The 24,331-nt window shown below is 42.7% G+C and carries 20 protein-coding genes and 1 tRNA gene; 11 read left to right on the plus strand and 10 right to left on the minus strand.

Annotation, left to right across the window (positions count from 1 at the left end; genetic code table 11):
• Positions 1–110: 110 nt before the first annotated feature.
• Genes cobC through cbiB form a run of 6 tightly spaced genes read right to left on the minus strand, consistent with a single transcriptional unit; the run spans position 111 to position 4,576 of the window.
• On the minus strand, positions 111–644 hold the full coding sequence (cobC, locus tag DWW91_RS24410; protein ID WP_046147893.1) for an alpha-ribazole phosphatase: 534 nt from the start codon (positions 642–644) through the stop codon (positions 111–113).
• Between the two features lie 10 nt (positions 645–654).
• A complete protein-coding gene (locus tag DWW91_RS24415) occupies positions 655–1,407 on the minus strand; it encodes an adenosylcobinamide-GDP ribazoletransferase (RefSeq protein WP_122329191.1) in 753 nt (250 codons plus the stop codon).
• Between the two features lie 32 nt (positions 1,408–1,439).
• On the minus strand, positions 1,440–2,477 hold the full coding sequence (gene cobT, locus DWW91_RS24420; protein ID WP_046147894.1) for a nicotinate-nucleotide--dimethylbenzimidazole phosphoribosyltransferase: 1,038 nt from the start codon (positions 2,475–2,477) through the stop codon (positions 1,440–1,442).
• Positions 2,478–2,492: 15 nt separating this feature from the next.
• Positions 2,493–3,011, minus strand: coding sequence for a bifunctional adenosylcobinamide kinase/adenosylcobinamide-phosphate guanylyltransferase (locus DWW91_RS24425; protein ID WP_122329192.1), 519 nt, complete (start codon positions 3,009–3,011; stop codon positions 2,493–2,495).
• A 4-nt stretch (positions 3,012–3,015) separates the two neighbouring features.
• Positions 3,016–3,609, minus strand: a complete 594-nt coding sequence (locus DWW91_RS24430) for a S4 domain-containing protein (RefSeq protein ID WP_007654307.1) — start codon at positions 3,607–3,609, stop codon at positions 3,016–3,018.
• 16 nt (positions 3,610–3,625) lie between these two features.
• Positions 3,626–4,576: an adenosylcobinamide-phosphate synthase CbiB gene (gene cbiB / locus DWW91_RS24435; RefSeq protein ID WP_122329193.1), complete on the minus strand. Its 951-nt coding sequence runs from the start codon at positions 4,574–4,576 to the stop codon at positions 3,626–3,628.
• An 82-nt stretch (positions 4,577–4,658) separates the two neighbouring features.
• Between cbiB and DWW91_RS24440 the strand changes: the two genes are divergently transcribed.
• Positions 4,659–5,681, plus strand: a complete 1,023-nt coding sequence (locus tag DWW91_RS24440) for an SPOR domain-containing protein (RefSeq protein ID WP_122329194.1) — start codon at positions 4,659–4,661, stop codon at positions 5,679–5,681.
• 41 nt (positions 5,682–5,722) lie between these two features.
• Here DWW91_RS24440 and DWW91_RS24445 read toward each other — a convergent pair whose 3' ends face one another.
• Positions 5,723–5,914, minus strand: a complete 192-nt coding sequence (locus DWW91_RS24445; protein WP_122329195.1) for an Arc family DNA-binding protein — start codon at positions 5,912–5,914, stop codon at positions 5,723–5,725.
• 28 nt (positions 5,915–5,942) lie between these two features.
• Positions 5,943–6,893, minus strand: a complete 951-nt coding sequence (locus DWW91_RS24450; protein ID WP_007654301.1) for an SPFH domain-containing protein — start codon at positions 6,891–6,893, stop codon at positions 5,943–5,945.
• Positions 6,894–7,027: 134 nt separating this feature from the next.
• On the opposite strand from DWW91_RS24450, the gene DWW91_RS24455 reads away from it, so the two are divergent.
• The 3 genes from DWW91_RS24455 to DWW91_RS24465 all read left to right on the plus strand — a co-directional run bounded on the left by DWW91_RS24455 (position 7,028) and on the right by DWW91_RS24465 (position 13,611).
• Positions 7,028–9,031, plus strand: coding sequence for a tetratricopeptide repeat protein (locus tag DWW91_RS24455; protein ID WP_122329196.1), 2,004 nt, complete (start codon positions 7,028–7,030; stop codon positions 9,029–9,031).
• A 112-nt stretch (positions 9,032–9,143) separates the two neighbouring features.
• Positions 9,144–12,329, plus strand: a complete 3,186-nt coding sequence (locus DWW91_RS24460; protein ID WP_122329197.1) for a carboxypeptidase regulatory-like domain-containing protein — start codon at positions 9,144–9,146, stop codon at positions 12,327–12,329.
• 82 nt (positions 12,330–12,411) lie between these two features.
• On the plus strand, positions 12,412–13,611 hold the full coding sequence (locus DWW91_RS24465) for an ectonucleotide pyrophosphatase/phosphodiesterase (RefSeq protein ID WP_007654297.1): 1,200 nt from the start codon (positions 12,412–12,414) through the stop codon (positions 13,609–13,611).
• A gap of 58 nt (positions 13,612–13,669) precedes the next feature.
• Here DWW91_RS24465 and DWW91_RS24470 read toward each other — a convergent pair whose 3' ends face one another.
• Entirely contained in the window at positions 13,670–13,885 is a 216-nt protein-coding gene (locus DWW91_RS24470; protein WP_007654296.1) for a winged helix-turn-helix domain-containing protein, read from the minus strand.
• A 381-nt stretch (positions 13,886–14,266) separates the two neighbouring features.
• Here DWW91_RS24470 and DWW91_RS24475 point away from each other — a divergent pair, with 381 nt between their 5' ends.
• Positions 14,267–14,647 carry an RNA-binding protein gene (locus tag DWW91_RS24475; RefSeq protein WP_122329198.1) on the plus strand — a complete coding sequence of 127 codons (381 nt, stop codon included), beginning with the start codon at positions 14,267–14,269 and terminating at the stop codon, positions 14,645–14,647.
• Between the two features lie 216 nt (positions 14,648–14,863).
• On the opposite strand, the gene DWW91_RS24480 is transcribed toward DWW91_RS24475, so the two are convergent.
• Positions 14,864–14,936, minus strand: a tRNA-Glu gene (locus DWW91_RS24480).
• 274 nt (positions 14,937–15,210) lie between these two features.
• Here DWW91_RS24480 and mutA point away from each other — a divergent pair.
• From mutA to DWW91_RS24510, 6 genes are all read left to right on the plus strand, one after another.
• On the plus strand, positions 15,211–17,073 hold the full coding sequence (mutA, locus tag DWW91_RS24485) for a methylmalonyl-CoA mutase small subunit (RefSeq protein WP_122329199.1): 1,863 nt from the start codon (positions 15,211–15,213) through the stop codon (positions 17,071–17,073).
• 12 nt (positions 17,074–17,085) lie between these two features.
• Positions 17,086–19,236, plus strand: coding sequence for a methylmalonyl-CoA mutase (gene scpA / locus DWW91_RS24490; protein WP_010800522.1), 2,151 nt, complete (start codon positions 17,086–17,088; stop codon positions 19,234–19,236).
• 88 nt (positions 19,237–19,324) lie between these two features.
• Positions 19,325–20,551, plus strand: coding sequence for a J domain-containing protein (locus DWW91_RS24495; RefSeq protein WP_007654281.1), 1,227 nt, complete (start codon positions 19,325–19,327; stop codon positions 20,549–20,551).
• A gap of 41 nt (positions 20,552–20,592) precedes the next feature.
• Positions 20,593–22,065 (plus strand): glycosyltransferase family A protein, encoded by a 1,473-nt coding sequence (locus tag DWW91_RS24500; RefSeq protein WP_122329200.1) that lies wholly within the window; start codon positions 20,593–20,595, stop codon positions 22,063–22,065.
• A 1-nt stretch (position 22,066) separates the two neighbouring features.
• A complete protein-coding gene (locus DWW91_RS24505) occupies positions 22,067–23,029 on the plus strand; it encodes a DUF4922 domain-containing protein (protein ID WP_199722630.1) in 963 nt (320 codons plus the stop codon).
• Entirely contained in the window at positions 23,026–24,324 is a 1,299-nt protein-coding gene (locus DWW91_RS24510) for an MFS transporter (protein ID WP_007654276.1), read from the plus strand. Before DWW91_RS24505 ends, DWW91_RS24510 begins: the two co-directional genes overlap by 4 nt.
• Positions 24,325–24,331: the final 7 nt, after the last annotated feature.

The raw sequence follows: 24,331 nt of genomic DNA on the forward strand, positions 1-24,331 counted from the left end.
TAGCCGCCGTTTTAGATAAAAGGAGTTCATTCGATAGAGTGGACTCCTTTTTGTTTTATGTAAATGACGGTTCAAATAGAAATAGTAAATGTCAAATAAGATAATAAAGCTCAGTCGAAACTCAGCTTTATTATTTCTCCGTAGGATGGCACGTTTTTAAAGGCTTCCTCTATTCCATATTCTCCGGCATAAACACGCGCACAAGTTAAAACACCTCCATGGGCAAATATACAGACATCTTGCATTCCGCTTTTTCTGATCTCATCAAGAAATGAACTGACGCGGTCGTATTGGTCTTTTAACGATTCTCCGTTTGGTGTTCTGATATTGATCCAGTCTGCAAACCAGGCTTCGGAACGTGGGTCGGAGGATAAGTCTTCCCAGGATTTCATTTCCCATTCCCCAAAATTCAATTCTTTTACGCGATCTTCCCGAATGGCATCCGGATAACCACAATAGGAGGCTAACCTTACACAGCGGGTTAACGGACTACACCAGACTTTGTCAAAAGTAAGTCCGGATAATGATTCTTTTACTTTTTCGGCTTCTTCCTCAAAAGATGGGCGCAGTAGTACGTCGGTTTGTCCGTAAGCATAACCTGCGGGAACGTCGACAGACGTATGTCTGATTAAATAGATATTCATATGTAAATAACTAAAGTGTTGTTGTATATATAACAGCTATACCCAGATAAAAGCTTAATTCGCATAGTAGAAATGTAGCTCCGCAGCAGTCACCGGTATATCCTTGTATTTTCTTTTTCATAAAAGTAGTCAATAGGTACCAGGTAGCAACGGGTAGGAGACCTGCCAGAAAATATACGGGTTCAGGCAACCAGCACAGAGGCAGTAACAGACAAATAAGACTGAACAGGTATTCTCCGGTTGTCATCCGACTATAAACAGTTTTACTTTTTGCTTCTTCCTCTTTTCGGGCATATGGGAGGCGATTGATGATCATACCTGCAATGCCTTTGCTATAAGGATCACCTGCAAGGATGGCACAACCTGCCAGTTCGACCGGGAGATTGCTGAGCAACAAATAATACAGGCCAAAATAGCAGATCAAACCAATGACTCCATAACTTCCTATATGCGAGTCTTTCATAATAGCCAATATCCGTTCCCGGTTTGTGCCTCCTCCGAATCCGTCAAAAAAATCAGCCAGGCCGTCTTCGTGGAGACAGCCTGTGATTAATAAACGGGTGATCATAGCCAGGGCTAAAGCAACTCCGGAAGGCAGAACAAGTGAGCCTGCATATAGTACAATCACCATCAGCCCAGCAGTAACCCAACCGACTAAAGCCCATCGGCTCACTATATTTTTGAAATATTCGGCAGGTACTTCAGCCAGTTTCCAAAAAGGCAGACGCGTAAAGAATATGAATGCAGCCAGTATACGCAACATATATTTAAATGTTAGGAATGGATACCATCCGGTTAAAAATATTTTGTCACGGCCGCCTGTTGGAAAGTATGCATCTCGTTGATCATGCGTACGGCCGAGTCTACGATCGGATAAGCACATACGGAGCCGGAACCTTCTCCCAGACGCAGTCCCAGGTTTAGAATCGGGTTTACCTGTAATACATCCAGTACTTTCCGGTGTCCGGCTTCGTCTCCGCAATGACCGAATATGCAATAAGGTAACATTTCAGGATATAACCGGGAAGCTGCCAGAACACAGTTGGTCATGATAAACCCGTCGACAAGTATGATCATTTTGAGTTCTGCTGCCCGGAGCATTCCACCGACAGCCATGACCATTTCGTATCCTCCGAAATAACGGATCACATCTAATGGGCTATTATCTCCTTTATAGTTTTCGAGCGATGCTTTCAACACATTATATTTATGTTGTACGCCAAGACTGTCCAACCCGCTTCCGGCACCGACACATTCTATCAATGGAATACCTGTCAGGCAGGTCATCCACATGCTGGAAGCTGCCGTGTTACCTATTCCCATTTCGCCAAAGCTGATGACGTTGCATCCTTCCTTATGGCAATCACTCACAATTTCAGCTCCGTATTGTAGTGCCAATTCCATTTCTTCCTGTGTCATTGCTGCTTCATGGAGGAAATTACGGGTCCCTTTCCTGATTTTCCGGTCGATTAGTTGTGGAATGGAAGGAAAGTCGAAATCTACGCCACCATCAACAATCTTCAGTTCGATGCCATGCTGGCGGGCAAGAAAACAAACACCGGCTCCGCCGTTCAAGAAATTGTGAATTACCTGGCGGGTGACTTCTTTGGGTGATTTACTTACTCCTTCATCTGCAATACCGTGGTCGGAGGCATAAATGACATTGACCGGATGATGTAGGGAAGGGGTAAGTGTCTGCTGGATCAAACCGATCTGAAGAGCTAATTCTTCTAATCTACCTAATGAACCTTTAGGTTTTGTCAGATTGTTTATTTTTTCCTGTAATGTTTCTGCGATAGCAGCATCTGGTTTTTCAATATTAAAAGTAATCATTGTATTGTTATTTTGTTATCCTTTTATTTTCATGGGTATTCCGCTTACCATCAGTACGACTTCGTCGGCTCGGGAGGCTATATGTTGGTTCAGCCACCCTTGCAGGTCCGTGAATTTGCGTTGAACCGGATCTGGCGAGACTCCGCCTAACCCAATTTCATTGGTCACGAATATAAGATAAGCCTCCTGTTGAGTCAGCCGGTTGAATTCTTCTTTCAGTTCTGTCAATGATTTTTCGACATTACTGTCATTGTCGAAAAAAAAGTTTGTGCCCCATAACGTGACACAATCTATAACGACTACCCGGCCATTCAGATTATGATGGCTCAGGTATTTTTCTTCTTCTATATTTGTCCATTCCGGACCACGGTCTGCCTGGTGACGGAGAACCCGTTGACGGAATTCTTCATCCCATACACGCGAAGTCGCCAGGTAAACCGGGTTAGTGCTCAATGATAAGGCTAACTTTTGTGCATATCCGCTTTTGCCGGAACGTTGACCTCCTGTAATAAGTACGATATGTTTGTGCGGCATCGTATTATTCTCCTTTAGGCTTGTTGCGGGTAGCAACTCGTTTTCCTTTGTTTATCGGATTGTTTTTACTCGTTTTTCGTAAACTGGCAGATTTGGGAGAAGCGGCAAGGCGTTGCGCAACGGCTGCTTTTCCCAAAGATTTACCGAACTTCGGACGCATGGCATCTTTGAGTGCCTTTTCTTCCGGAGTCAGTTTGTCTTTCGGTTTTTCTCCGCTTTTAGCCGCTTTTCTGGCAGCAGCATATTTGTTGTATTTGACATATTTACCAGGTCTCAGCTTACTGCCGGAACCGGAAGGTTTCTTTTTTTCAACAGGCGCACTGTCTTCCACTTTCTTTTCTTTTTTCTCCACTTTGGCAACAGGGTCGCCGAAGATCAGATTTTGAGTTTTACCGGAACCGGTGCGTGCATGCTCCTGAGCCTGGCTGAAATTAACTTTAATATCATCAAGCATGACGATATCAGCTTTGCTAACTTTCTGGCCGACTTCCGGCTGTTTTCCGTTGACGGTAACCCGCCCCATTTCGATGAACTTGTCTGCTTCCCGGCGCGAGCAAAGTCCTGCGTCACTGAGCAATTTGTTTAGTCTTATTTCCATGTCTGTATAATTTTCTTTATTGTAATAATATTGATAGAAGACAAACAAGCAATCCCATGGCTAGTTCTGTATTGCTGTTTATTTTAGTTGCTATTAACATATCTTCTGTTGTAAAAGGCCTGTCGTTGACTCCGATATAAGGCTTTTCCACTGCTTGACCGAAGTAATCGTGTGTACCCCCGAAACGACAATCGAGGATGGCTGCCAATGCTGCTTCCGGATAACCTGAATTGGGACTGAGATGTGCCCTACCGAAACGTGTCAGAAAATCTCTTTTGTGCCAGTTTCCGGAAACCAGTAACATCAGGCAAGCTGTCAGCCGGGCAGGTATGTAGTTGGCAACGTCGTCCAACCGGGCGGCAGCTTCTCCGAATTCTTTGTATCGCTCGTTTTTATAGCCGATCATCGAGTCGAGTGTATTAATCATTTTATAAGCCATCATTCCGGACAATCCTAAAAAGCCAAACCAGAACATCGGGGCGATCACTCCGTCACTCAGGTTTTCCGCCAAAGTTTCAAGGGCGGCGGCCCTGATTTCCTGTGGGGATAGATCGGAGGTGTCACGTCCGACGATGCGTCCGACTTGTGTCCGTCCTTCTTCCACACTACGGTCTACTGCTTCAAAAACGGCTTTTACTTCCGTAATCAATGTTTTTCCGGCAAGGCAATAGAATACACCTACTCCGACAAGAATTGCGTATAAATAAGTATTTATAAATGCTCCCCAGAAAAGGATTAGCCGGGTTATAAAGTAAATGCCTGCTACAAGGATTAGTGTCAACAGACCTCCTTTATAGAAACGGTTCTCACCCTGATTCAGTTTTTTCTCTCCGAAAGAAATGAGTTTGCCGAACCAGACGATGGGGTGAGGCCAGCCTTCCGGATCACCTAACAGGCGGTCTGCCAGCCATCCGCCCAGAAAGGGGATTACCTTGAATGAATATATCGATTGAGTTAACCAGTACATATTATTTGTTTGAGAGACAAAGGTAGAAAATTGTACCGTTTTTTGTTTTGTAAATTCACTAATAAATATCTACCTTTGTCTTATGCTTAGGATAATAACACATATAGAACGATTATTACTGGTACATGACTGTGTGATTGTACCGAAATTTGGAGGTTTTGTACTGCAAACAGTTTCTGCCGTATGCAACGGAGAGGAACATTTGTTCAGTCCGCAACGCAAAGAAATCGTTTTTAATATCACACTGCAACATAACGACGGGTTACTTTCAGAGTCATACATGCAAATGTATGGTGTTAATTACCGGAAGGCACAATTGATGCTGGAGGAAGATGTCGACGATATGAAAGCAGCTTTGCAGGAAGAAAAGAGATTATCCTTTGGTCTGTTAGGTTCTTTCAGTCTGGGACAGGAAGGCCAGATGATTTTCCATCCGGGAGAATCGGATGCATTCAGTGTCTGTTCATATGGATTGGCGGCTTTTAATTTTCCACAGCTTAAACCTGTTTTGGCTGCGCGTGAAGAGGTAGCATTGCTTACCGGAAAGAAGAAAAAAGATACATTATATATACCGGTTAGCCGGAAGTTTCTCCGCGTAGTAGCTGCTTCGGCTGCTGCTGTCACTTTATTCTTATTGGTTTCAACTCCGGTGGAAGATGTGAACCAGGCTGCTTATACTGCCAGTTTTGTTCCGACGGAAATGGTTGCCAGAAATGCGCCTGAAATGAAAACGGAGGAAATGAGCGCACCGGTTGAGACTGTGGCTCCTGAAACCAAGGCGCCGGAGGTGAAAAACGATGCGATAGCTGTTGCACCAACCCCGAAAGTGAAAAAGCAGGAGGTCGCTCCCCAACCGGCGGTCAGCAAGCCGAATCAGAAAATGTATCATATCGTGATAGCCAGTTTTCCTACGGAAGAACAAGCAGATAAATATATTGCCGGGGTAGATCGTAAAGATTGCAAGCATGTGAGTAAAGTTGTTCGTGATGGTAAGTACCGTATCTATGCCGATAGATTTGATAATCGTGAGCAGGCTGAAAGCTATATGGCAACTTTGCGTACGAATGAGAAATATAAAGATGCCTGGTTGTTTATCAGTCGATAATTAGTCCCCTTCTTGTATTGATTTTTTTATACGAATTCTTTTTATTCCTCTTCCTTCTTGTATTGTTTTTTCTTTTTTAACCGGCCTGCCTTTCGTAGTGCCTGATCCAGAATGTACTGTATCTGGCCATTGGTGCTGCGGAATTCATCCGCAGCCCAGGTTTCGATAGCATCCATCATCTCTGCATCGATCCGCAGAACAAAATTTTTGGTTGCATTCTCTTTTTTGGCCATCACTTATATTAATATTAAAAATTTAGAATCATTGATATAATGTACCTGTGTTGATAATCGGCTGGGCCGGCTCGTCTGCGCATAGTACGACTAATAAGTTGCTTACCATTGCCGCCCTTTTTTCGTCATCGAGTTCGACGATTTCTTCTTCCGATAATTTGTCTAATGCCATTTTTACCATCGAGACGGCTCCTTCAACGATCTTTTCGCGGGCAGAGATAATGGCATCAGCTTGTTGGCGCCGTAGCATGACAGCAGCAATTTCCGGGGCATAAGCCAAATAATTAATACGAGCTTCCACTATCTCCATGCCAGCCATCGCCAAACGTTCATTCAGTTGATGTTCCAGCTGTTCGTTTATTTCTTCACCTCCGCTTCGAAGGGTCAGCTTGTTGGTTTCCTGTTCGTTGTTGTCGTAAGCATATTGCCCGGCTACTTGCCGGAGAGCGGCATCGCTTTGTACACGGACAAAATCTTCGAAAGCATTCATCCGTTCGGCTACTGTTACACCTGCCTGACCATTCTTTTTATTATTAGCCATCGTTTGTGCATCGATTTCAAACATCGCTTTGTAAGTATCTTTCAGTTTCCAAACCAGCACAAGTCCTATCAGGATCGGATTGCCGATTTTGTCGTTTACTTTGATTGGCTCAACATCCAGATTGCGGGCACGCAAAGAAAGTTTCTTTTTGTTCATGAATGGATTTACCCAATAAAACCCTGTTTGCGTGAATGTGCCTTCGTATTTTCCAAAAAATACCATGACCCGGGTTTCGTTCGGCTCCTGGGAAATATATCCGGGAAGCATTAGGATGAATGCTATGAACAACACTATTGTCAGTGGAGCACAGATATAGTTTGTCTCTCCATAAAAATAGAGAACTAATACAATGAATAATGGTATTAGAATGAGATTGATAAATAGACCAATGAATCCATTGATTATTAGTCCTTTAAAATTGTGTTCTTCTGCTTTCATAATAATTTGTATTTGATATTATTTTGATATCACAAATGAAAACAATTTCCTGCACATGACCAAATAAAATATACTCTTTTTATAAGGGGATATTTAAAATATTATTTAGCTTTGTCTACTCAAAATTTACACGATTGGAATTTCAACTAGATACGGACAACAAGGAATTTCAGGATGCCCTGCAACTGATTACCCATACCCGCCAGTCTGTTTTCCTGACAGGGAAAGCGGGGACGGGCAAATCCACTTTTCTCAAATATATTTGTTCGCATACCAAAAAGAAATATGTCGTATTGGCTCCGACTGGTATCGCGGCTATTAATGCTGAAGGGGTGACTTTGCATTCTTTCTTCAAACTGCCGTTCCGTCCGATGTTACCGGATGATCCAGATTTAAGCCTGAAAGACGGGCGGATCTTTGAATTTTTCAAATACCGGAAAGAGCACCGGAAAATAATATCGGAGGTCGAGCTGATCATTATTGATGAAATTTCGATGGTGCGGGCGGATATTATCGACTGTGTAGATCGTATTTTACGTGTTTTTTCAGGAAATATGCGTTTGCCGTTTGGAGGAAAACAGTTATTGTTTGTCGGAGACGTGTTTCAGTTGGAGCCGGTTGTGCCGTCTGACCAGAAAGAGATACTCAGTCTTTTCTATGCCAGTCCGTTCTTTTTTTCAGCCAGGGTTTTCAAGTCAATCAACCTGGTGCCTATTGAGTTGCAGAAAGTTTATCGCCAGGCCGATCCCGTATTTATTAATATATTGGACCGGATACGGAGTAATGCGGCAAGAAGACAGGAACTGGAAATTTTGAATACCCGTTATTTTCCTGAATTTGAGCCGAATAACGAAGATATGTACATTACACTTGCTACCCGGCGCGATCAGGTAGACTTCATCAATGAAAAGAAGTTGTCGGAATTGCCTGGTGAAGAGTTTATTTCCGCAGGGCGTATAGATGGTGATTTTCCCGAATCATCTTTGCCAACACAATTGAATCTGGCAATCAAGGAACAGGCACAGGTGATTTTTATTGATAATGATTATGAACGTCGGTGGGTGAACGGAACTATCGGTATGATTTCGGGTATCGATGAGAACGGGAATGTATATGTCCTGTTGGAAAACGGGATCGAACATCTGGTGGAACCTACTTCGTGGCGTAATTATAAATATAAGTATAACGAAAAGGAAAAACGGATAGAGGAGGAGATTGTCGGTACTTTCGAACAATTGCCGATCCGTCTTGCCTGGGCAATTACCGTGCATAAAAGCCAGGGACTTACGTTTAACCGGGTTGTCGTGGATTTGACCGGAGGTGTCTTTGCCGGCGGTCAGACATACGTGGCACTAAGCCGTTGCACATCCCTCGAAGGACTGGTTCTGAAGAGTAAAGTGACTCCTCACGATATTTTTGTACGTAAAGAAATTGTTCAGTTCAGCCAGATCTTCAATAGTAAGGAACTGATTGAAAAGAGCCTTCGGGAAAGTGAAGCGGAACTTTTATATGCCCGTGCTGCCCATGATTTTAACCGTGGGAATATGAAGGATGCCGTGGAGTCTTTTGCTCTTGCAATAGGGAAACGAAACGAAATGGATAAACCGCTGGTGCAGCGCCTGCTCCGTTCCAAACTTCAGCGTATGAATACGCAACGCCAGGAAATCAAAAAACTAAAAGAAGAACTTTACGCGCAACGTGAAATCCTGAAAGAATATGCCCATGAATATTATTTGATGGGAAATGAATGTGTAACCAAAGCCAATGATCCGAATGCTGCTCTCCGCTCATTCGATAAAGCGTTGAAACTGTATCCTGAATATGTAGATGCATGGGTGCGCAAAGGTGTCACGCTACTGGATATTGGCGAAACATACGATGCCCAGGTGGCATTGAATGAAGCTGTCAAACTGAGTCCCCTTTCATTTAAGGCCCGTTATAATCGTGGAAAATGTTATCTACGCATGAAATATTATGAGGAGGCGGTCGCTGATCTCCAAAAAGCCGTTTCCATTAAGCCCAAACACGCATCAGCACACGAGTATCTGGCTGAAGCTTATCGTTTTGTCGGTGAAGAGGAACTCGCTCAACAACATCAGGATATAGCCGATAGTTTGCGGGAAAATCGAAATATTTAAGAAAGTCCATAAAAATCAAGCATATTCGTAATGCGTTGGTAACATAGATTATATATCTTTGTGGCGTTGTATAAAAAGTGTTTCGATTGTTTTAATTTTAATATTATCTAGTATGAAGAACTTATCTGTGTTTGTTCTTTTTCTTTTTTGTCTGACATTCACGTTGAATGCCCAGGTTACCACTTCCGGGATCAGTGGAAAAGTGACGGCGGAAGGCGAACTTCTGATCGGCGCAACAGTACAGGCTGTTCATGAGCCTTCCGGTACTACGTATGGAACTGTTACTAATGCGGATGGACGTTACAGTCTGCAGGGGATGCGTACCGGCGGTCCTTATACCGTTGAGGTGTCTTATGTCGGCTTTCAGAAAGCGGTATATAAAAGTATTACACTTCAATTAGGTGAAACTTATTTGTTGGATGTAAAGTTGACAGAATCATTATCGTTGGATGAAGTGGTTGTCACGGCATCGAAGGCAGCCTTGTTTAATTCTCAGAAGACCGGGGCGGCACAAAACTTCAATCAATCGCAAATTCAGGCGACTCCTTCTGTCAGCCGTAGTATTTTTGATGTGACAAAGATGAATCCATTAGGAGTGAATACCGCTAGTGGCATGTCTTTTGCAGGTTCGAGTAACAAATATAATTCATTTCAAATTGATGGTATTACAAACAATGATGTGTTTGGTCTTTCGTCTAGTGGAACGAATGGCGGACAAGCTGGTGCCAACCCGATTTCTCTTGAAGCGATTGAAGAAATTCAAGTAGTAATAGCGCCGTATGATGTCCGTCAGGGAGGTTTTACCGGAGGAGGTATAAATGCAATTACAAAATCCGGTACGAATACATTCCATGGTTCTGCTTATTGGTATTATAATAATGAGAATTTTTATGGGAAGACTCCGGGAAAGGATGCAAAAGAACGTAAGAAGTTAGGTGATCAGAGCAGCGCAACGTATGGTTTTACGTTAGGTGGGCCGATTGTAAAGGATAAATTGTTCTTCTTTGCAAACTATGAACGGGTAAAGGAAACATACCCGTCTTCTAATAATATCGGTTCGACTGAGTCTAATCTGGATGTGAAGGAAGTAGACCAAATCGTTAATAAAATATCCCAGTTGACGGGAGGTTATAATGCTGGTGGTTATGGACCACAGGATATTGATACGTACTCAAATAAAATTCTTACCCGTTTGGATTGGAACATCAATGAACAGAATAAATTTACTGTTCGTTATAGCTTTCTGGACGGGCGAAAAATGGTATTTTCAAATTCTGTCTCTTCTGCAAAACTGAATGATAACGGTTATTTTATGAATAATAAAACGCATTCGCTGGTATCCGAATTGAATACACAGTTTACCCCTTCCTGGTCGAATGAGTTCAGGTTTGGTTGGACTTATGTTAGGGATTATCGTGATCCAATCGGACAACCTCTTCCAAATATAACGATTAATAATTTGATAAATAATGGTGATCCTACCAAGAAATCAAGCTTGGAATTAGGTACAGAACGAAATTCAGCCGCCAATGCTTTGGACCAGGACATTTTTACACTGGAGGACAACCTGATATGGAATAAAGGAAATCATACGATAACATTGGGAACCCATAATGAGTTCTTCCATATGAAAAATCTGTATATCACTAATATTTATGGTTCTTATGTTTATAATTCGTTAGATGATTTTTTGACTGTAGGAACAGCAAATGAGGTATTACCGAATTCATATGAATACTCCTACTCTAATGAAAAAATAACAGGAACAGATCGTTGGGCACCAGTGTTTGGCGCTGCCCAGCTTGGTTTTTATGCTCAGGATGAATGGAAAGTTACGAATCGTTTTAGTATGACTTACGGGTTACGTCTGGATATTCCTTTATTATTTGATAAGCCTAGAGCGAATGAGGTGTTTAATAGCTCGACAGTAGCGACGAGTATGGGGTTGGCAACAGACCAAATGCCTACAACCAAAGTACTGTGGTCTCCCCGTGTTGGTTTCCGTTGGAGCTTAAATGAAGACCGGACAACTTTATTGCGTGGTGGGGCTGGTATATTTACAGGCCGTGTTCCATTTGTTTGGATTTCAAATAGTTTTGGAAATGCAGGAGTTGAGATGGTTCGCACCGCTTATTCTTCTAGTTTGGGTAACTATCCTTCAGATTTTAAGTTTAATATTGATCCGAACAAGCAATATAAAGATCCTAATGCAAAAGTGCCTACATCGGAAGTCGATGTAATGGCTAAAAACTTCCGTTTCCCTTCTGTTTTCCGTGCAAATTTAGCTGTGGAACAAATGCTTCCATTTGGTATCAGAGGAACATTGGAGGGACTTTACTCCAAGACTCTGAATAATATTTTATACGAAAATATTAATTATCAGTGGAAAGGCGAGACTTTGAACAACGGAGGAGATGACCGTCCTGTTTATGAAAAGCAGGACAATCATTTCACTCAGGTCATGCTGTTGAAAAACACAAGCAAAGGTTATACTTTTAATATTACGACAAAACTGGAAAAATCATTTGACTTCGGTTTGAATGCAATGATCGCTTATACATATGGGCAAGCAAAATCATTGAATGACGGAAATTCTTCACAAGCCTATTCCGGTTGGAAATATAATGCAACATATTACGGTGATATGAATCCAGAATTGACATGGTCGATGTTTGATGTCCGTAACCGTGTGATCGGTTCTGTATCTTACCGTAAGGAATATGCAAAACATTTTGCAACAACAGTCAGCTTGTTTTATAATGGGCAGACAGGTGGCAGATATTCCCTTTTGGATTATACGGATCTGAATAAAGATGGATATCGTAATGATTTGATGTATGTGCCTACAGATGCAGAACTAGAGAAGATGGTATTTACTGATATTCATTCTAACAATAATACTGTTACTGCTGCAGAACAAAAGGATGCTTTAATAAAATGGATTGAAGGAAATGGTGAACTTCGCAAATCCAAAGGAACACATATTAAACGTAATCAAATGACTTTGCCATTTGAGCATCATTTTGATTTCCATTTTGCTCAGGACTTTTTTGTTGATATCGCAGGACAAAGAAATACAATCCAGCTTAATTTCGATATTATCAATGTAGGCAATTTATTGAATAAAAAGTGGGGTATGTATTATCAAACTAATTCAGGTTATGATTTGACTCCTCTTACAACTAAGATTGGGACAAATGGAGCAACTTACCAGTTCTATGATCCGGGAGAAATGTATACTAATACAAATATCACTTCCCGCTGGCATGCCCAGGTTGGATTGAAATATATTTTCTAGCCGTGTATTTAACAATTTGAATAAAATAATCGGGAGAGGTTCACTATCTTTGTGGACCTCTTTCTTTTTGAGGTGATTGTATATGAAAAGATATGTAAGTTTATTTATAGGATGTATCGTTCTGGCCGGTATACTTTTTTCCGGCTGTTCGTCATCGAAACGCCATGACCGTTATGTGGTCGTTCTTTCCATGGATGGATTCCGTTCCGATTACCCCGATCGTGCTTATACCCCGACATTGGATTCTTTGGCGAAAGTCGGGATTCGTGCCGCTTTCCGTCCTTCTTTTCCCAGCGTAACATTTCCGAACCATTACAGTATGGCAACCGGTTTGCACCCGGATCATCACGGCCTGGTTAATAATTTCTTTTATGCCTCCGACTTGGATAGTATTTACCGTATGGCGGACCCCACTCCCGGCTTTTATGGAGGGGAACCGATCTGGAATACGGCAGAGAAACAGGGAGTGCATGCAGCCTCTTTCTTCTGGGTGGGCAGTGAGTATCCGATCCAGGGCCGCCAGCCTTCCATCTGGAAACCTTTTGATAAAAAGGTCCCTTATTCGGACCGCGCCGATTCTGTAGTAGCCTGGTTGCAGCTACCGGAGGATATACGTCCTCATCTGGTTATGTGGTATATCGAAGAGCCGGATGCGATCGGTCATATCTGTACGCCTGACTCTTCGGCAACTTTAGAGAAAGTAGAGGAGCTGGATCGTGTATTGAACCATTTCTTTAACGAGGCCCGCAAGCTGGATATTTTCGATAAAATAGATTTTATAGTTCTGTCCGATCACGGAATGGCTACTTATACGCCTGAGAAATATGTCAATCTGAACGACTATTTGCCACGTGACAGTTTTGATTATATTTTTGACGGTGTCCCGACTTTGCTTTATCCGAAGAATGGTTATACCGAGACCGCATACAATATCCTGAAAAAGGTTCCGAATGTGACGGTTTGGAAGAAAGAGGAAATTCCTGCTGAATATGTTTATGGGAATAATCCCCGTATAGGTGATTTGGTTGTGCTTCCCAATATCGGAACTTACCTGCATTTCCGTGATAAATCCTATCCTTATCCGGGTGCAACTCATGGTTATGATAATTTTTCACCGGAGATGGAAGCTATATTTTATGCGGCAGGTCCTTCATTTAAAGAGAATGTCGAATTGCCTGTCATGGCAAATGTGAACCTTTATCTGATCATATCCCGGTTGTTGAATTTGGAGCCCGCTCCGAATGATGGTGATAGTGTGGTTGTAAATACTTTATTCCGGTAAAAATAAAAAAAGCGATCTGTTGAAGGTCGCTTTTTTAATATCAAAGGGTATCTTTCATTTAATAATTGAAATTCATCCCCGGACAAAAAGCTATCTGACTTTTGGCACTAGTGATCTGAATCATGTTTTCGCGGGCTAGCCATCCGATTGCAGACCATAAATCAGCTTCACATAAGGAGGTTGCCTTTTTCAACTCCTCCAAACTCCAACATCCACCATCCAGTAACAGATTCCTGATGGTACCTGCATTTAATCCAATTGTTCCTTTCGTCATGACAAATTCTCTTTTATGTTTATGGTATGTTGAGTTAAAACAGAAATTAAAGCGGAAATGATATATTCCGACGTTTTTTTTAGTGTGTTTTATAAAAAGGAGATTCCGTCAAAAGATTTTTTTTGTAAAACAGGCGGATGGAGATTCACGAACTTAAAATAAATCATTGTTTGTTTATAAGCGTTTTTTGAGAAAAAATGTTTGAAAAAGATTGTCATAAAGTATGGTGGTGTCGAATTAAACCTTACATTTGTAGCCTATTGAGATTGATTTAAACTTGTATTTGAAGTTTTGCTCGCAACTTAGATTTGTAAAGTATATTCATTCAACTATTATTCTATTCATCCCTCAATAAACAATTAACTAAATAAGTTTTTATAAATGAATCTTTACATTTCAAATTTAAGTTATAACGTCACAGACGCTGACTTAAACGAGTTGTTTGCTGACTATGGGGAAATCCTCTCAGCTAGAGTTATCACAGACAGAGAAACAGGCCGTTCAAGAGGCTTTGGTTTTGTAGAATTGAAGGATGACGATTTAGCCAAGAAGGCTATCGAAGAATTAAACCAGGCTACTTATGATGAAAAAGTAATCAACGTAACAGAGGCTCGTCCGAGAGAAGACCGTGGTGGAAACCGTGGCGGTGGTTTCGGTGGTAATCGTGGTGGTGGTTACGGCGGCGGTAATCGTGGCGGTGGCTACGGTGGTGGCAATCGCGGTGGCGGTGGCTACGGTAACGGCGGCGGAAGAAGATATTAATTCGCATTATAGCAAATGGAAAAGCGATCTGGCAACAGGTCGCTTTTTTGTTTCTTATGGACGCAGATTTTATATATTATGATACTGCATTCTCATATATTATGATATTAGAGTCGCATAATATGTGAGAATGCAGTATCATAATATATGAGAAATTTGCAAACTGTATGTTGATCTCTATAAAAAAGCCTGCCGAAATCATTCAGCAGGCTTTTGTAGTGCGTCCGGGGATCGAACCCGAGTTTCCGCCGTGAGAGGGCGGCGTCCTAGGCCACTAGACGAATGCACCGTTTCATATCATAGTTTTCATTGTTTGACGGGACAAAAATAGTTATTATTTCGTTTCGGTGTTCTCCGGAACGGGAAAAAATGTAAAGAATTTTGTATCTTCCTGTCATTATGCTACTATAATTGTCTCCATACAACTAAAAGGCGTTAAAACTGAGCGCAATTTCGTTTATTTTTCATTGTTCTTCCTGTTTATTTATTCTACCTTTGCCACCTGTTATTGAACAATATACTATTGAACAATTACTAATACCAGTATTAAAATAACTAATATTATGGCAGAACTAAAAGAAAAACTTTTCTCAGAATTCGCTCCGGTCACTACTGAAGAGTGGATGGCGAAGATTACGGCTGACCTGAAAGGTGCTCCGTTTGAGAAAAAGCTTGTCTGGAAGACAGGCGAAGGATTTAATGTAAATCCTTTCTATCGTGCAGAAGACATCGAAGGTTTGAAGACTACCGAGTCTCTTCCCGGTGAATTCCCTTATGTTCGCGGAACAAAGAAGGATAACGACTGGAAGGTACGCCAGAACATTGAAGTAACCTGTTTCAAGGAAGCCAACGAAAAGGCTCTTGATTTGCTGACTAAAGGTGTTACTTCTCTCGGTTTCATCATCAAAGGTGATGAAGTGAATGCCGAAAATATTGCAACATTATTAAACGGTATCTGTCCGGAAGCTACTGAACTGAACTTCAACACTTGCAACTGCAAGGCTGAAAAACTGATCGGTATTCTGGAATATATCCTGAAGGGAAAAGACGTAGACCTGAACAAATGTTTCGGTTCTGTTAACTTCGACCCGTTCAAGAAACCGTTGGTAAAAGGGAAAGAAAATGAAAACTGGGTAGAAGCTGCATCTGCTGTGCTCAAAGCAGGTCAGGCACTGCCGGGTTATAAAGTTTTAGCTGTAAACGCTTTCTACTTCAATAATGCAGGTGCTTATATTACTCAGGAACTGGGTTATGCACTGGCTTGGGGTAACGAACTGATGGCTAAACTGACTGAAGCTGGATTCAGCGCAGACGAAGTTGCCAAAAAGATTAAATTTAATCTGGGTATCAGCTCTAACTACTTCATGGAAATTGCTAAGTTTCGTGCAGCACGTTGGTTGTGGGCTGAAATTGTTGCTGCTTACAATCCTGAATGCAAATGTGCATGCAAGATGAACGCACATGCTCAGACTTCCGAATGGAATATGACTGTTTACGACGCTCATGTAAACTTGTTGCGTTCTCAGACTGAAGCGATGTCTGCTGCTTTGGCAGGTGTCGATTCTATCACTGTTCGTCCGTTCGATAAGACTTATCAAACTCCGGATGATTTCTCAGAACGTATCGCACGCAACCAGCAATTGTTACTGAAAGAAGAATGTCACCTGGATAAGGTGGTCGATCCTTCTGCCGGTTCTTATTATGTAGAAGTACTGACTAACTCGTTGGCTGACGTTGCCTGGAAACTGTTCATGGAAGTAGAAGACAAAGGCGGTTTCGGTGCTGAAGTGGCTAACGGTAACATACAGAATGCAGTAAATGCTTCTAACGTAGCTCGTAAGAAAGCTGTTGCTACCCGTCGCGAAATCCTGCTGGGTTCTAACCAGTTCCCGAACTTCACAGAAGTAGCTGCCGGTAAGATTAAAGAAACAGCTTCCTGCTGTTGCGGTGGTGGTCATTCTTGTGGTGAAGCAACGGTTACTCCTCTTGATTTCTCTCGTGGTGCATCTGAATTCGAAGCATTGCGTCTGGCAACTGAAAACAGCGGCAAGACACCGAATGTCTTTATGCTGACTATCGGTAACTTGTCTATGCGTATTGCCCGTTCACAGTTCTCAAGCAACTTCTTTGCTTGCGCCGGATATAAGGTAATTGATAACTTAGGTTTTGAAACTGTTGAAGCTGGTGTTGAGGCAGCGATGAAAGCCGGTGCTCAAATCGTTGTTCTTTGTTCTAGTGATGACGAATATGCAGAATATGCTCCTGCCGCTTATAAGGCGTTGGCCGGACGTGCTGAATTCGTTGTAGCAGGTGCTCCTGAATGCATGGAAGACCTGAAAGCTCAGGGGATCGATCAGTTTATCAATGTGAAGAGCAACGTACTTGAAACATTGAAGGCTTTCAACGCAAAATTAGGAATCGCTTAAGTAGAAACAATTATGAGACCAAATTTTAAGAATATAGATATAAAGAATGCCGGTTTTGCAGCTACCAATGCTGCTGAATGGGCAAAAGCCAATGGTATCGAAGCCAATTGGAAAACACCCGAGCATATCGAGGTGAAACCAGTATATACAAAAGAAGACCTGGAAGGTATGGAGCATCTGCACTATGCTTCTGGTCTGCCTCCTTATCTGCGTGGCCCGTATAGCGGTATGTACGCGATGCGTCCCTGGACGATCCGTCAGTATGCCGGTTTCTCTACCGCAGAAGAATCAAATGCATTCTACCGCCGTAACCTGGCTTCCGGTCAGAAAGGTCTGTCTGTTGCATTCGACCTTCCGACTCACCGCGGATACGATGCTGACAACGAACGTGTTGTAGGTGACGTTGGTAAAGCCGGTGTATCCATCTGTTCTTTGGAAAACATGAAAGTATTGTTCGCTGGTATTCCTTTGAACAAGATGTCTGTTTCCATGACCATGAACGGTGGTGTTCTTCCGGTATTGGCATTCTACATCAACGCAGGTCTGGAACAAGGCGCTAAGTTGGAAGAAATGGCCGGTACTATCCAGAACGATATCCTGAAAGAATTCATGGTGCGTAATACGTATATCTATCCGCCTGAATTCTCTATGAAGATTATCGCTGATATCTTCGAATATACATCACAGAAGATGCCTAAGTTCAACTCTATCTCTATTTCCGGTTATCACATGCAGGAAGCCGGTGCGACAGCAGATATTGAAATGGCTTATACCCTATGTGACGGTATGGAATATCTTCGTGCCGGTGTTAACGCAGGTATCGATGTGGATGCATTTGCTCCGCGTCTGTCATTCTTCTGGGCAATCGGTGTGAACCACTTCATGGAAATCGCCAAGATGCGTGCTGCACGTATGTTGTGGGCGAAGATTGTGAAGAGTTTCGGAGCCAAGAACCCGAAATCTTTAGCGCTGCGTACTCACTGCCAGACTTCAGGATGGTCGTTGACTGAACAGGATCCGTTCAACAACGTAGGTCGTACTTGTATCGAAGCGATGGCAGCTGCACTGGGACACACGCAGTCTTTGCACACCAATGCGTTGGACGAAGCTATCGCCTTGCCGACAGACTTCTCTGCACGTATCGCTCGTAATACACAGATTTATATCCAGGAAGAAACAAAGATCTGTAAGGAAATCGACCCGTGGGCCGGTTCTTACTATGTAGAATCTTTGACAAACGAACTGGTACACAAAGGTTGGGCTTTGATCCAGGAAATCGAAAGCATGGGCGGTATGGCAAAAGCGATCGAAACAGGTCTTCCGAAGATGCGTATCGAAGAAGCGGCTGCTCGTACTCAGGCTCGTATCGACTCAGGCGTTCAGACTATCGTTGGTGTTAACAAATACCGCCTGCCGAAAGAAGATCCGATCGATATCCTTGAGATTGACAACACTGCCGTACGTAACGAACAGATTGCCAATTTGAAGGTGTTGCGTGAAAACCGCGACGAAGAAGCTGTTCAGAAAGCATTGGCTGACATCACCGAATGTGTGAAAACTAAGAAAGGCAACTTGCTGGAACTGGCTGTTAAGGCTGCCGGCTTGCGTGCATCACTGGGAGAAATCTCTGATGCCTGCGAAGTTGTTGTAGGACGTTATAAAGCAATCATCAGAACTATATCAGGCGTGTATTCATCAGAAACAAAGAAAGATGCCGACTTCCTGAAGGCTTGCGAGCTGACAGAAAAGTTTGCAAAGAAAGAAGGTCGCCAGCCGCGTATCATGATCGCTAAGATGGGTCAGGACGGACACGACCGTGGTGCTAAGGTTGTAGCTACCGGTTATGCCGACTGTGGTTTCGACGTGGATATGGGACCGTTGTTCCAGACTCCGGCTGAAGCTGCCCGCCAGGCTGTTGAAAACGACGTTCACGTAATGGGTGTTTCTTCTTTGGCTGCCGGACACAAGACATTGGTTCCGCAAGTTATCGATGAACTGAAGAAGTTAGGCCGCGAAGACATTATCGTTATCGCCGGTGGTGTTATTCCTGCACAGGACTACGACTTCCTGTACAAGGCAGGTGTTGCCGCTATCTTCGGTCCGGGTACATCAGTCGCTAAGGCTGCCGTTCAAATCCTGGAAATCCTGTTAGGAGAAGAATAATAGCTGTAAAGTTTTTATTATAAATAGGAGACTGCGTAGCTTTCGGTGGAGAGTTACGCAGTTTTTTTATTACCATATAAGTATTGATATGAACAAACAAGCAAAACTATTTCAAGATCAGGATGTGGCAAATGATGATTTGTCCCTGACTCCTGTTATTAAAAAGAAAGGAAGAACGAAACTTACCGCTGCCCAGTCTGAGTTCAATCGCCTGAACAGGAAGATAAATGAACTAAAGGCAGAAATCACGTTTATTCCTGAGAAGGAACGAAAAATCAGAACTTTCTATCAGGAGCATGCTAAATCTCTATTTGAGAAAGAGACTGCAATGAAATATGATTATCTGATTTATCTGGATGGAATATATGAAGAAGGAAAACTGAGTAAAACGGATCGGAAAACGCTGATAGATCTTATTGCTGCTGAAAGCGAAGGAGTGACTGACTATATGAATGAAGAGCAACGCTCCGTTATTGTTCCCCTCGTTCATAAATATGAGGAACTCTTATCCGGAATGACTCATGAAGAACTGGAAATGGAAGCAGTACAGGATACGTTGTTCGCTATCCAAATGATGGGTTTTAAACTCAATAAGAAAATGAAAAACGCAAAGACGGAAGAGGAACTGCTCAACGCTTTTAATGATTTAATGAAGAATGAGATGGAGAAAATGGAGGCGGCGGAAGAAAAAGAACAACAGAGGCGTGCAGCCAGAGAGGAACAGAAATCGTCGCAGTCCAGAGAAAGGAAAATGACCAAAGCCGAATTGAATCAGAAATTGCAGGAGGAACAAACTTTAAAGTCAATGCGTGAAATATATCTGGAACTGGTGAAGGAACTTCATCCGGACCGGGAAACTGATGAAACATTGCGTGCACAGAAGGAAGAACGGATGAAACAACTGACGGAAGCATATAAACAAAAAGACTTGGCTTCCTTGTTGATGATGCAGATTAACTGGTTGCAGGAAGAATCGGCAAAGACACCTCAATCGCAAACGGATGAGGTTTTGAAACGTTATAATAAGATTTTGCGTGCACAGTTGAATCGCTTGGAAGAAGAATTTTATCTGATTTGTCAGGCTCCTTTATCTGGTGTGGAAAATGCTTATACGCAATTGAGAACTGTTCCTTTGAAAGAGATAGATATTCACCTGGATATTCTTTTATCCCAGCAGAAAAACCTGCTGAAAACAGTGGAAGAGTATATGCAAAGCGTTTCTACACTTACGGGAATGCGAGCTTTTCTGAAAAAATACCGGAAAAAACAAAGAGAAGAAGAGCTTTATGATGACTTTTACTGGGAGGAGGATTAATCTTTTTGTTATCTTTACCCGACAATCTTAAAAGTGCTATTATGCAAACAGTAAATTGTTTTTTGCCTTATGTTTCTCCAGCCATGGTGAAACTGACTGTAGACGAACTCAGGAGTACCGGGCTGGTTAATAAAATATATCTTTTAGCTTCTGATTCATTGCAGGCAGAAGCTTGTGACGGTTGCGAAATCCTGCAGGTCGATACGCTGACCGGTACAAATACTTTGCGTACTATTTGGGAACATGCTGACGAACGGAATGTCTTATTTTATACTGGTACAACTCCTTTGAGGTTCGGACAAAACGGACTGGAGCGGATGCTTTTTGTCGCTGAAAACAGATGTTGTAAAATCGTTTATGCCGATCATTATAAAATATGTAACGGTATTCGGCAGGAACACCCGTTGAACGATTATCAGGAGGGAAGCATACGGGATGATTTTGATTTCGGTCCGTTATTGCTGCTTAATTACGATGAATTGAACTATTATTTCGAATCTCGTAAAAAAATGTTTCCGGAGTATGTCTATGCAGGTTTCTATCTTTACCAGCTCAATGCCTCATTTATGCCGGAGACTATTGTTCATATCCGGGAGTATCTTTATTCTTTTACAGAAGAAGATAATCGGAAAAGTGGCGAGAAACAGTTTGATTATGTGGATCCAAAGAACCGTGAGGTGCAGGAGGAAATGGAATCGGCCTGTACTGTCTATCTGAAATATTTGGGTGCTTTTCTGAAGAAGAAGCCTTTGAAGGTAAAGTTTAAGAAGGAAGGTTTCCCTTGCGAAGCATCTGTGATCATCCCTGTCCGCAACCGCGTCCGTACGATCGAGGATGCGATCCGTTCTGTTTTTAGGCAGCAGACCAATTTTGACTTCAACCTGATCATTGTCGACAATCATTCGACCGACGGGACAACAGAGGTTATTCAGCAGTATGCAGAAGATAAACGTCTGATACACCTGATCCCCGAACGTGACGATCTCGGAATCGGCGGTTGCTGGAATGAGGCGGCTGGGCATCCTTCGTGCGGTAAGTTTTGTGTACAGCTTGACAGTGATGATGTGTATAGCGGTCCCGATACTTTGCAAAAGATTGTGGATGCTTTTTATGCGGAAAGTTGTGCAATGGTGATCGGAACCTATAAAATGACTGATTTCGACCTGAATGAAATAGCGCCCGGCATTATCGACCACCGGGAATGGACGGAAGAGAATGGACGTAATAATGCTTTGCGTATCAATGGACTGGGAGCACCCCGTGCTTTCTATACCCCGATTCTTCGCGAGTTGAAAATGCCGAATGTGAGTTATGGCGAAGATTATGCCATAGGATTGGCTATATCGCGTATTTACCGGATCGGGCGTATTTACGATGTCCTTTATCTCTGCCGCCGTTGGGAGGACAATACCGATGCCGCATTGGATATCCGGAAAACCAACGAACATAATGCCTATAAAGACAGTATCCGAGCCATTGAATTAGGTATCCGAAGAACGTTAAATCAAAAATGATATGATTGATAAGTCTGAAATGAATGAGTTGAGAGAACGCGTAGAAGATCTTCTCGATAACCAGATAAGAAATTGGGAGTTGGTTCGCACGAATACCTATGCTTTGGCAAGCCTTAAGACCCGGTATCTTTACATAAGAGATTTCCCTGTTATATTACAGTTCAATCCGGAGCGTATCCGTTCCTCTGCTGCTAAAACAGACACTGCTTCTTTGCAAGCACGACCGTGTTTTTTCTGTCACCGGCCGGAAGAACAATATGGTATTGATTACAATGATGCTTTCGATATACTGGTTAATCCTTATCCAATCTCCAGCGGACATCTGACGATACCATTGAAGTGGCATGAAGATCAGCAAATTCTTCCTTATTATGAGGATATGCTGTGGTTGGCACACGATCTTCAGGATTATGCCGTCTTTTACAATGGTCCGAAATGTGGAGCCTCTGCACCGGATCACATGCATTTCCAGGCAATGGAACTGGGGAATTTGCCGATTGAAATGAACTATAAAAAGGCTTCCAAGGGTATAGTCTGGGAGGGGCGTAATACGGTTCTTTATGTACTTTACGATTTTATGGCGTCTGCATTTCTGCTGATCTCCAGTGATTTGCGCGAAGCCGACTATGCTTTTAAACAATTATACGCACAACTGGAAATAAAAGAAGGAGATTCTGAACCGATGATGAATGTGGTTACTTGGAAGGATGAGGATAACTGGATATCCTGTATATTCCCTCGTAAGGAATTGCGTCCGTCCTGTTTTTATGCAGAAGGGGATGCCAATATCCTGATCAGTCCGGCAACGGTTGAGATGGCCGGTCTTTTTATCACTCCTTTAGAGAAGGATTTTGATAAGGTGACGTCTGAAGATCTTGAAACTATTTTGCGGGAAGTAAGCATTTCGGAAGAAGAGAAGAATGAAATAGTACGTAAAATGATACAATCTAGCTCGCGAAAATGAAACTATTAACCGGAAAATCCACAATAGCGTCTCCATGGAGCTGGATACCTACGCTTTATTTTGCAGAGGCCCTCCCTTATGTGGCAGTGATGACGATCTCTGTCATCATGTATAAACGTTTGGGGATCAGTAATACAGATATAGCCCTCTATACCAGTTGGCTTTATCTCCCCTGGGTGATCAAACCCTTCTGGAGTCCTTTCGTCGATTTACTGAAGACGAAGCGCTGGTGGGTGGTTACCATGCAGTTCCTGATAGGTGCAGGACTGGCGGGTATTGCTTTTACTATTCCGATGGATTATTCTTTTCAGCTGACTTTGGCTATATTCTGGTTGGTGGCGTTTAGTTCTGCAACGCATGATATTGCGGCTGACGGTTTCTATATGTTAGCGCTGGATTCGCATGACCAGGCTTTTTATGTCGGGATACGAAGTACATTTTACCGTATCGCAACTATTGCCGGACAAGGTCTGTTGGTGATGCTGGCTGGTGCTTTGGAAGAAAGTACCGGAAAGATACCGCTGGCCTGGTCGGTTACATTTTTGATCCTGGCAGGTTTGTTTATCGGGTTATGCCTGTATCATAAATATATATTGCCGACACCCGAATCGGACAGACCGGCTGTCGCTGTGACGGCTTCTACCCTGTTTAAAGAATTCTTTGCTACATTTGTTTCGTTTTTTAAGAAGAAACAGGCCTTGATTGCGATCCTGTTTATGCTGTTATACCGTTTCCCGGAAGCACAGCTGGTAAAACTGGTCACTCCTTTCCTGATTGATCCGCGTGATGTTGGAGGACTCGGATTATCAACGGCAGAGATCGGTTTTGTTTATGGTACGATCGGGATTATCGGACTGACCTTAGGCGGGATCATCGGTGGAATTGTTGCGGCACAAGGCGGACTGAAGAAATGGCTTTGGCCGATGGCGCTGGCAATTACTTTGCCGGATCTGGTCTTTATTTACCTGAGCAGTGCCCTGCCGGAGAATCTGCTTATCATAAATGTATGTGTCTTTATTGAGCAGTTTGGGTATGGATTCGGCTTTACGGCTTATATGCTGTTCCTTATTTATTTCTCAGAGGGTGAACATAAGACGGCTCATTATGCCATCTGTACGGCATTTATGGCTTTAGGTATGATGCTGCCGGGAATGATTGCCGGATGGTTGCAGGAGCAGTTGGGATATGAGCACTTTTTCTGGTGGGTGATGGGATGCTGCCTGATTACTTTGGCAGTGACGGCTTTCCTGAAGATAGATCCTGCATTTGGCAAAAAAGACAGACGTATTGATTGATTTTATA

The organism is Parabacteroides sp. AF17-3, from assembly GCF_003635445.1.
Lineage (GTDB): Bacteria > Bacteroidota > Bacteroidia > Bacteroidales > Tannerellaceae > Parabacteroides > Parabacteroides goldsteinii.

What these genes read in the sequence shown, in the direction of transcription:
- cobC (WP_046147893.1), bottom strand. Translation starts at nt 644, where the DNA reads ATGAATATCTATTTAATCAGACATACGTCTGTCGACGTTCCCGCAGGT.
- DWW91_RS24415 (WP_122329191.1), bottom strand. Translation starts at nt 1,407, where the DNA reads ATGTTGCGTATACTGGCTGCATTCATATTCTTTACGCGTCTGCCTTTT.
- cobT (WP_046147894.1), bottom strand. Translation starts at nt 2,477, where the DNA reads ATGATTACTTTTAATATTGAAAAACCAGATGCTGCTATCGCAGAAACA.
- DWW91_RS24425 (WP_122329192.1), bottom strand. Translation starts at nt 3,011, where the DNA reads ATGCCGCACAAACATATCGTACTTATTACAGGAGGTCAACGTTCCGGC.
- DWW91_RS24430 (WP_007654307.1), bottom strand. Translation starts at nt 3,609, where the DNA reads ATGGAAATAAGACTAAACAAATTGCTCAGTGACGCAGGACTTTGCTCG.
- cbiB (WP_122329193.1), bottom strand. Translation starts at nt 4,576, where the DNA reads ATGTACTGGTTAACTCAATCGATATATTCATTCAAGGTAATCCCCTTT.
- DWW91_RS24440 (WP_122329194.1), top strand. Translation starts at nt 4,659, where the DNA reads ATGCTTAGGATAATAACACATATAGAACGATTATTACTGGTACATGAC.
- DWW91_RS24445 (WP_122329195.1), bottom strand. Translation starts at nt 5,914, where the DNA reads ATGGCCAAAAAAGAGAATGCAACCAAAAATTTTGTTCTGCGGATCGAT.
- DWW91_RS24450 (WP_007654301.1), bottom strand. Translation starts at nt 6,893, where the DNA reads ATGAAAGCAGAAGAACACAATTTTAAAGGACTAATAATCAATGGATTC.
- DWW91_RS24460 (WP_122329197.1), top strand. Translation starts at nt 9,144, where the DNA reads ATGAAGAACTTATCTGTGTTTGTTCTTTTTCTTTTTTGTCTGACATTC.
- DWW91_RS24465 (WP_007654297.1), top strand. Translation starts at nt 12,412, where the DNA reads ATGAAAAGATATGTAAGTTTATTTATAGGATGTATCGTTCTGGCCGGT.
- DWW91_RS24470 (WP_007654296.1), bottom strand. Translation starts at nt 13,885, where the DNA reads ATGACGAAAGGAACAATTGGATTAAATGCAGGTACCATCAGGAATCTG.
- DWW91_RS24475 (WP_122329198.1), top strand. Translation starts at nt 14,267, where the DNA reads ATGAATCTTTACATTTCAAATTTAAGTTATAACGTCACAGACGCTGAC.
- mutA (WP_122329199.1), top strand. Translation starts at nt 15,211, where the DNA reads ATGGCAGAACTAAAAGAAAAACTTTTCTCAGAATTCGCTCCGGTCACT.
- scpA (WP_010800522.1), top strand. Translation starts at nt 17,086, where the DNA reads ATGAGACCAAATTTTAAGAATATAGATATAAAGAATGCCGGTTTTGCA.
- DWW91_RS24495 (WP_007654281.1), top strand. Translation starts at nt 19,325, where the DNA reads ATGAACAAACAAGCAAAACTATTTCAAGATCAGGATGTGGCAAATGAT.
- DWW91_RS24500 (WP_122329200.1), top strand. Translation starts at nt 20,593, where the DNA reads ATGCAAACAGTAAATTGTTTTTTGCCTTATGTTTCTCCAGCCATGGTG.
- DWW91_RS24505 (WP_199722630.1), top strand. Translation starts at nt 22,067, where the DNA reads ATGATTGATAAGTCTGAAATGAATGAGTTGAGAGAACGCGTAGAAGAT.
- DWW91_RS24510 (WP_007654276.1), top strand. Translation starts at nt 23,026, where the DNA reads ATGAAACTATTAACCGGAAAATCCACAATAGCGTCTCCATGGAGCTGG.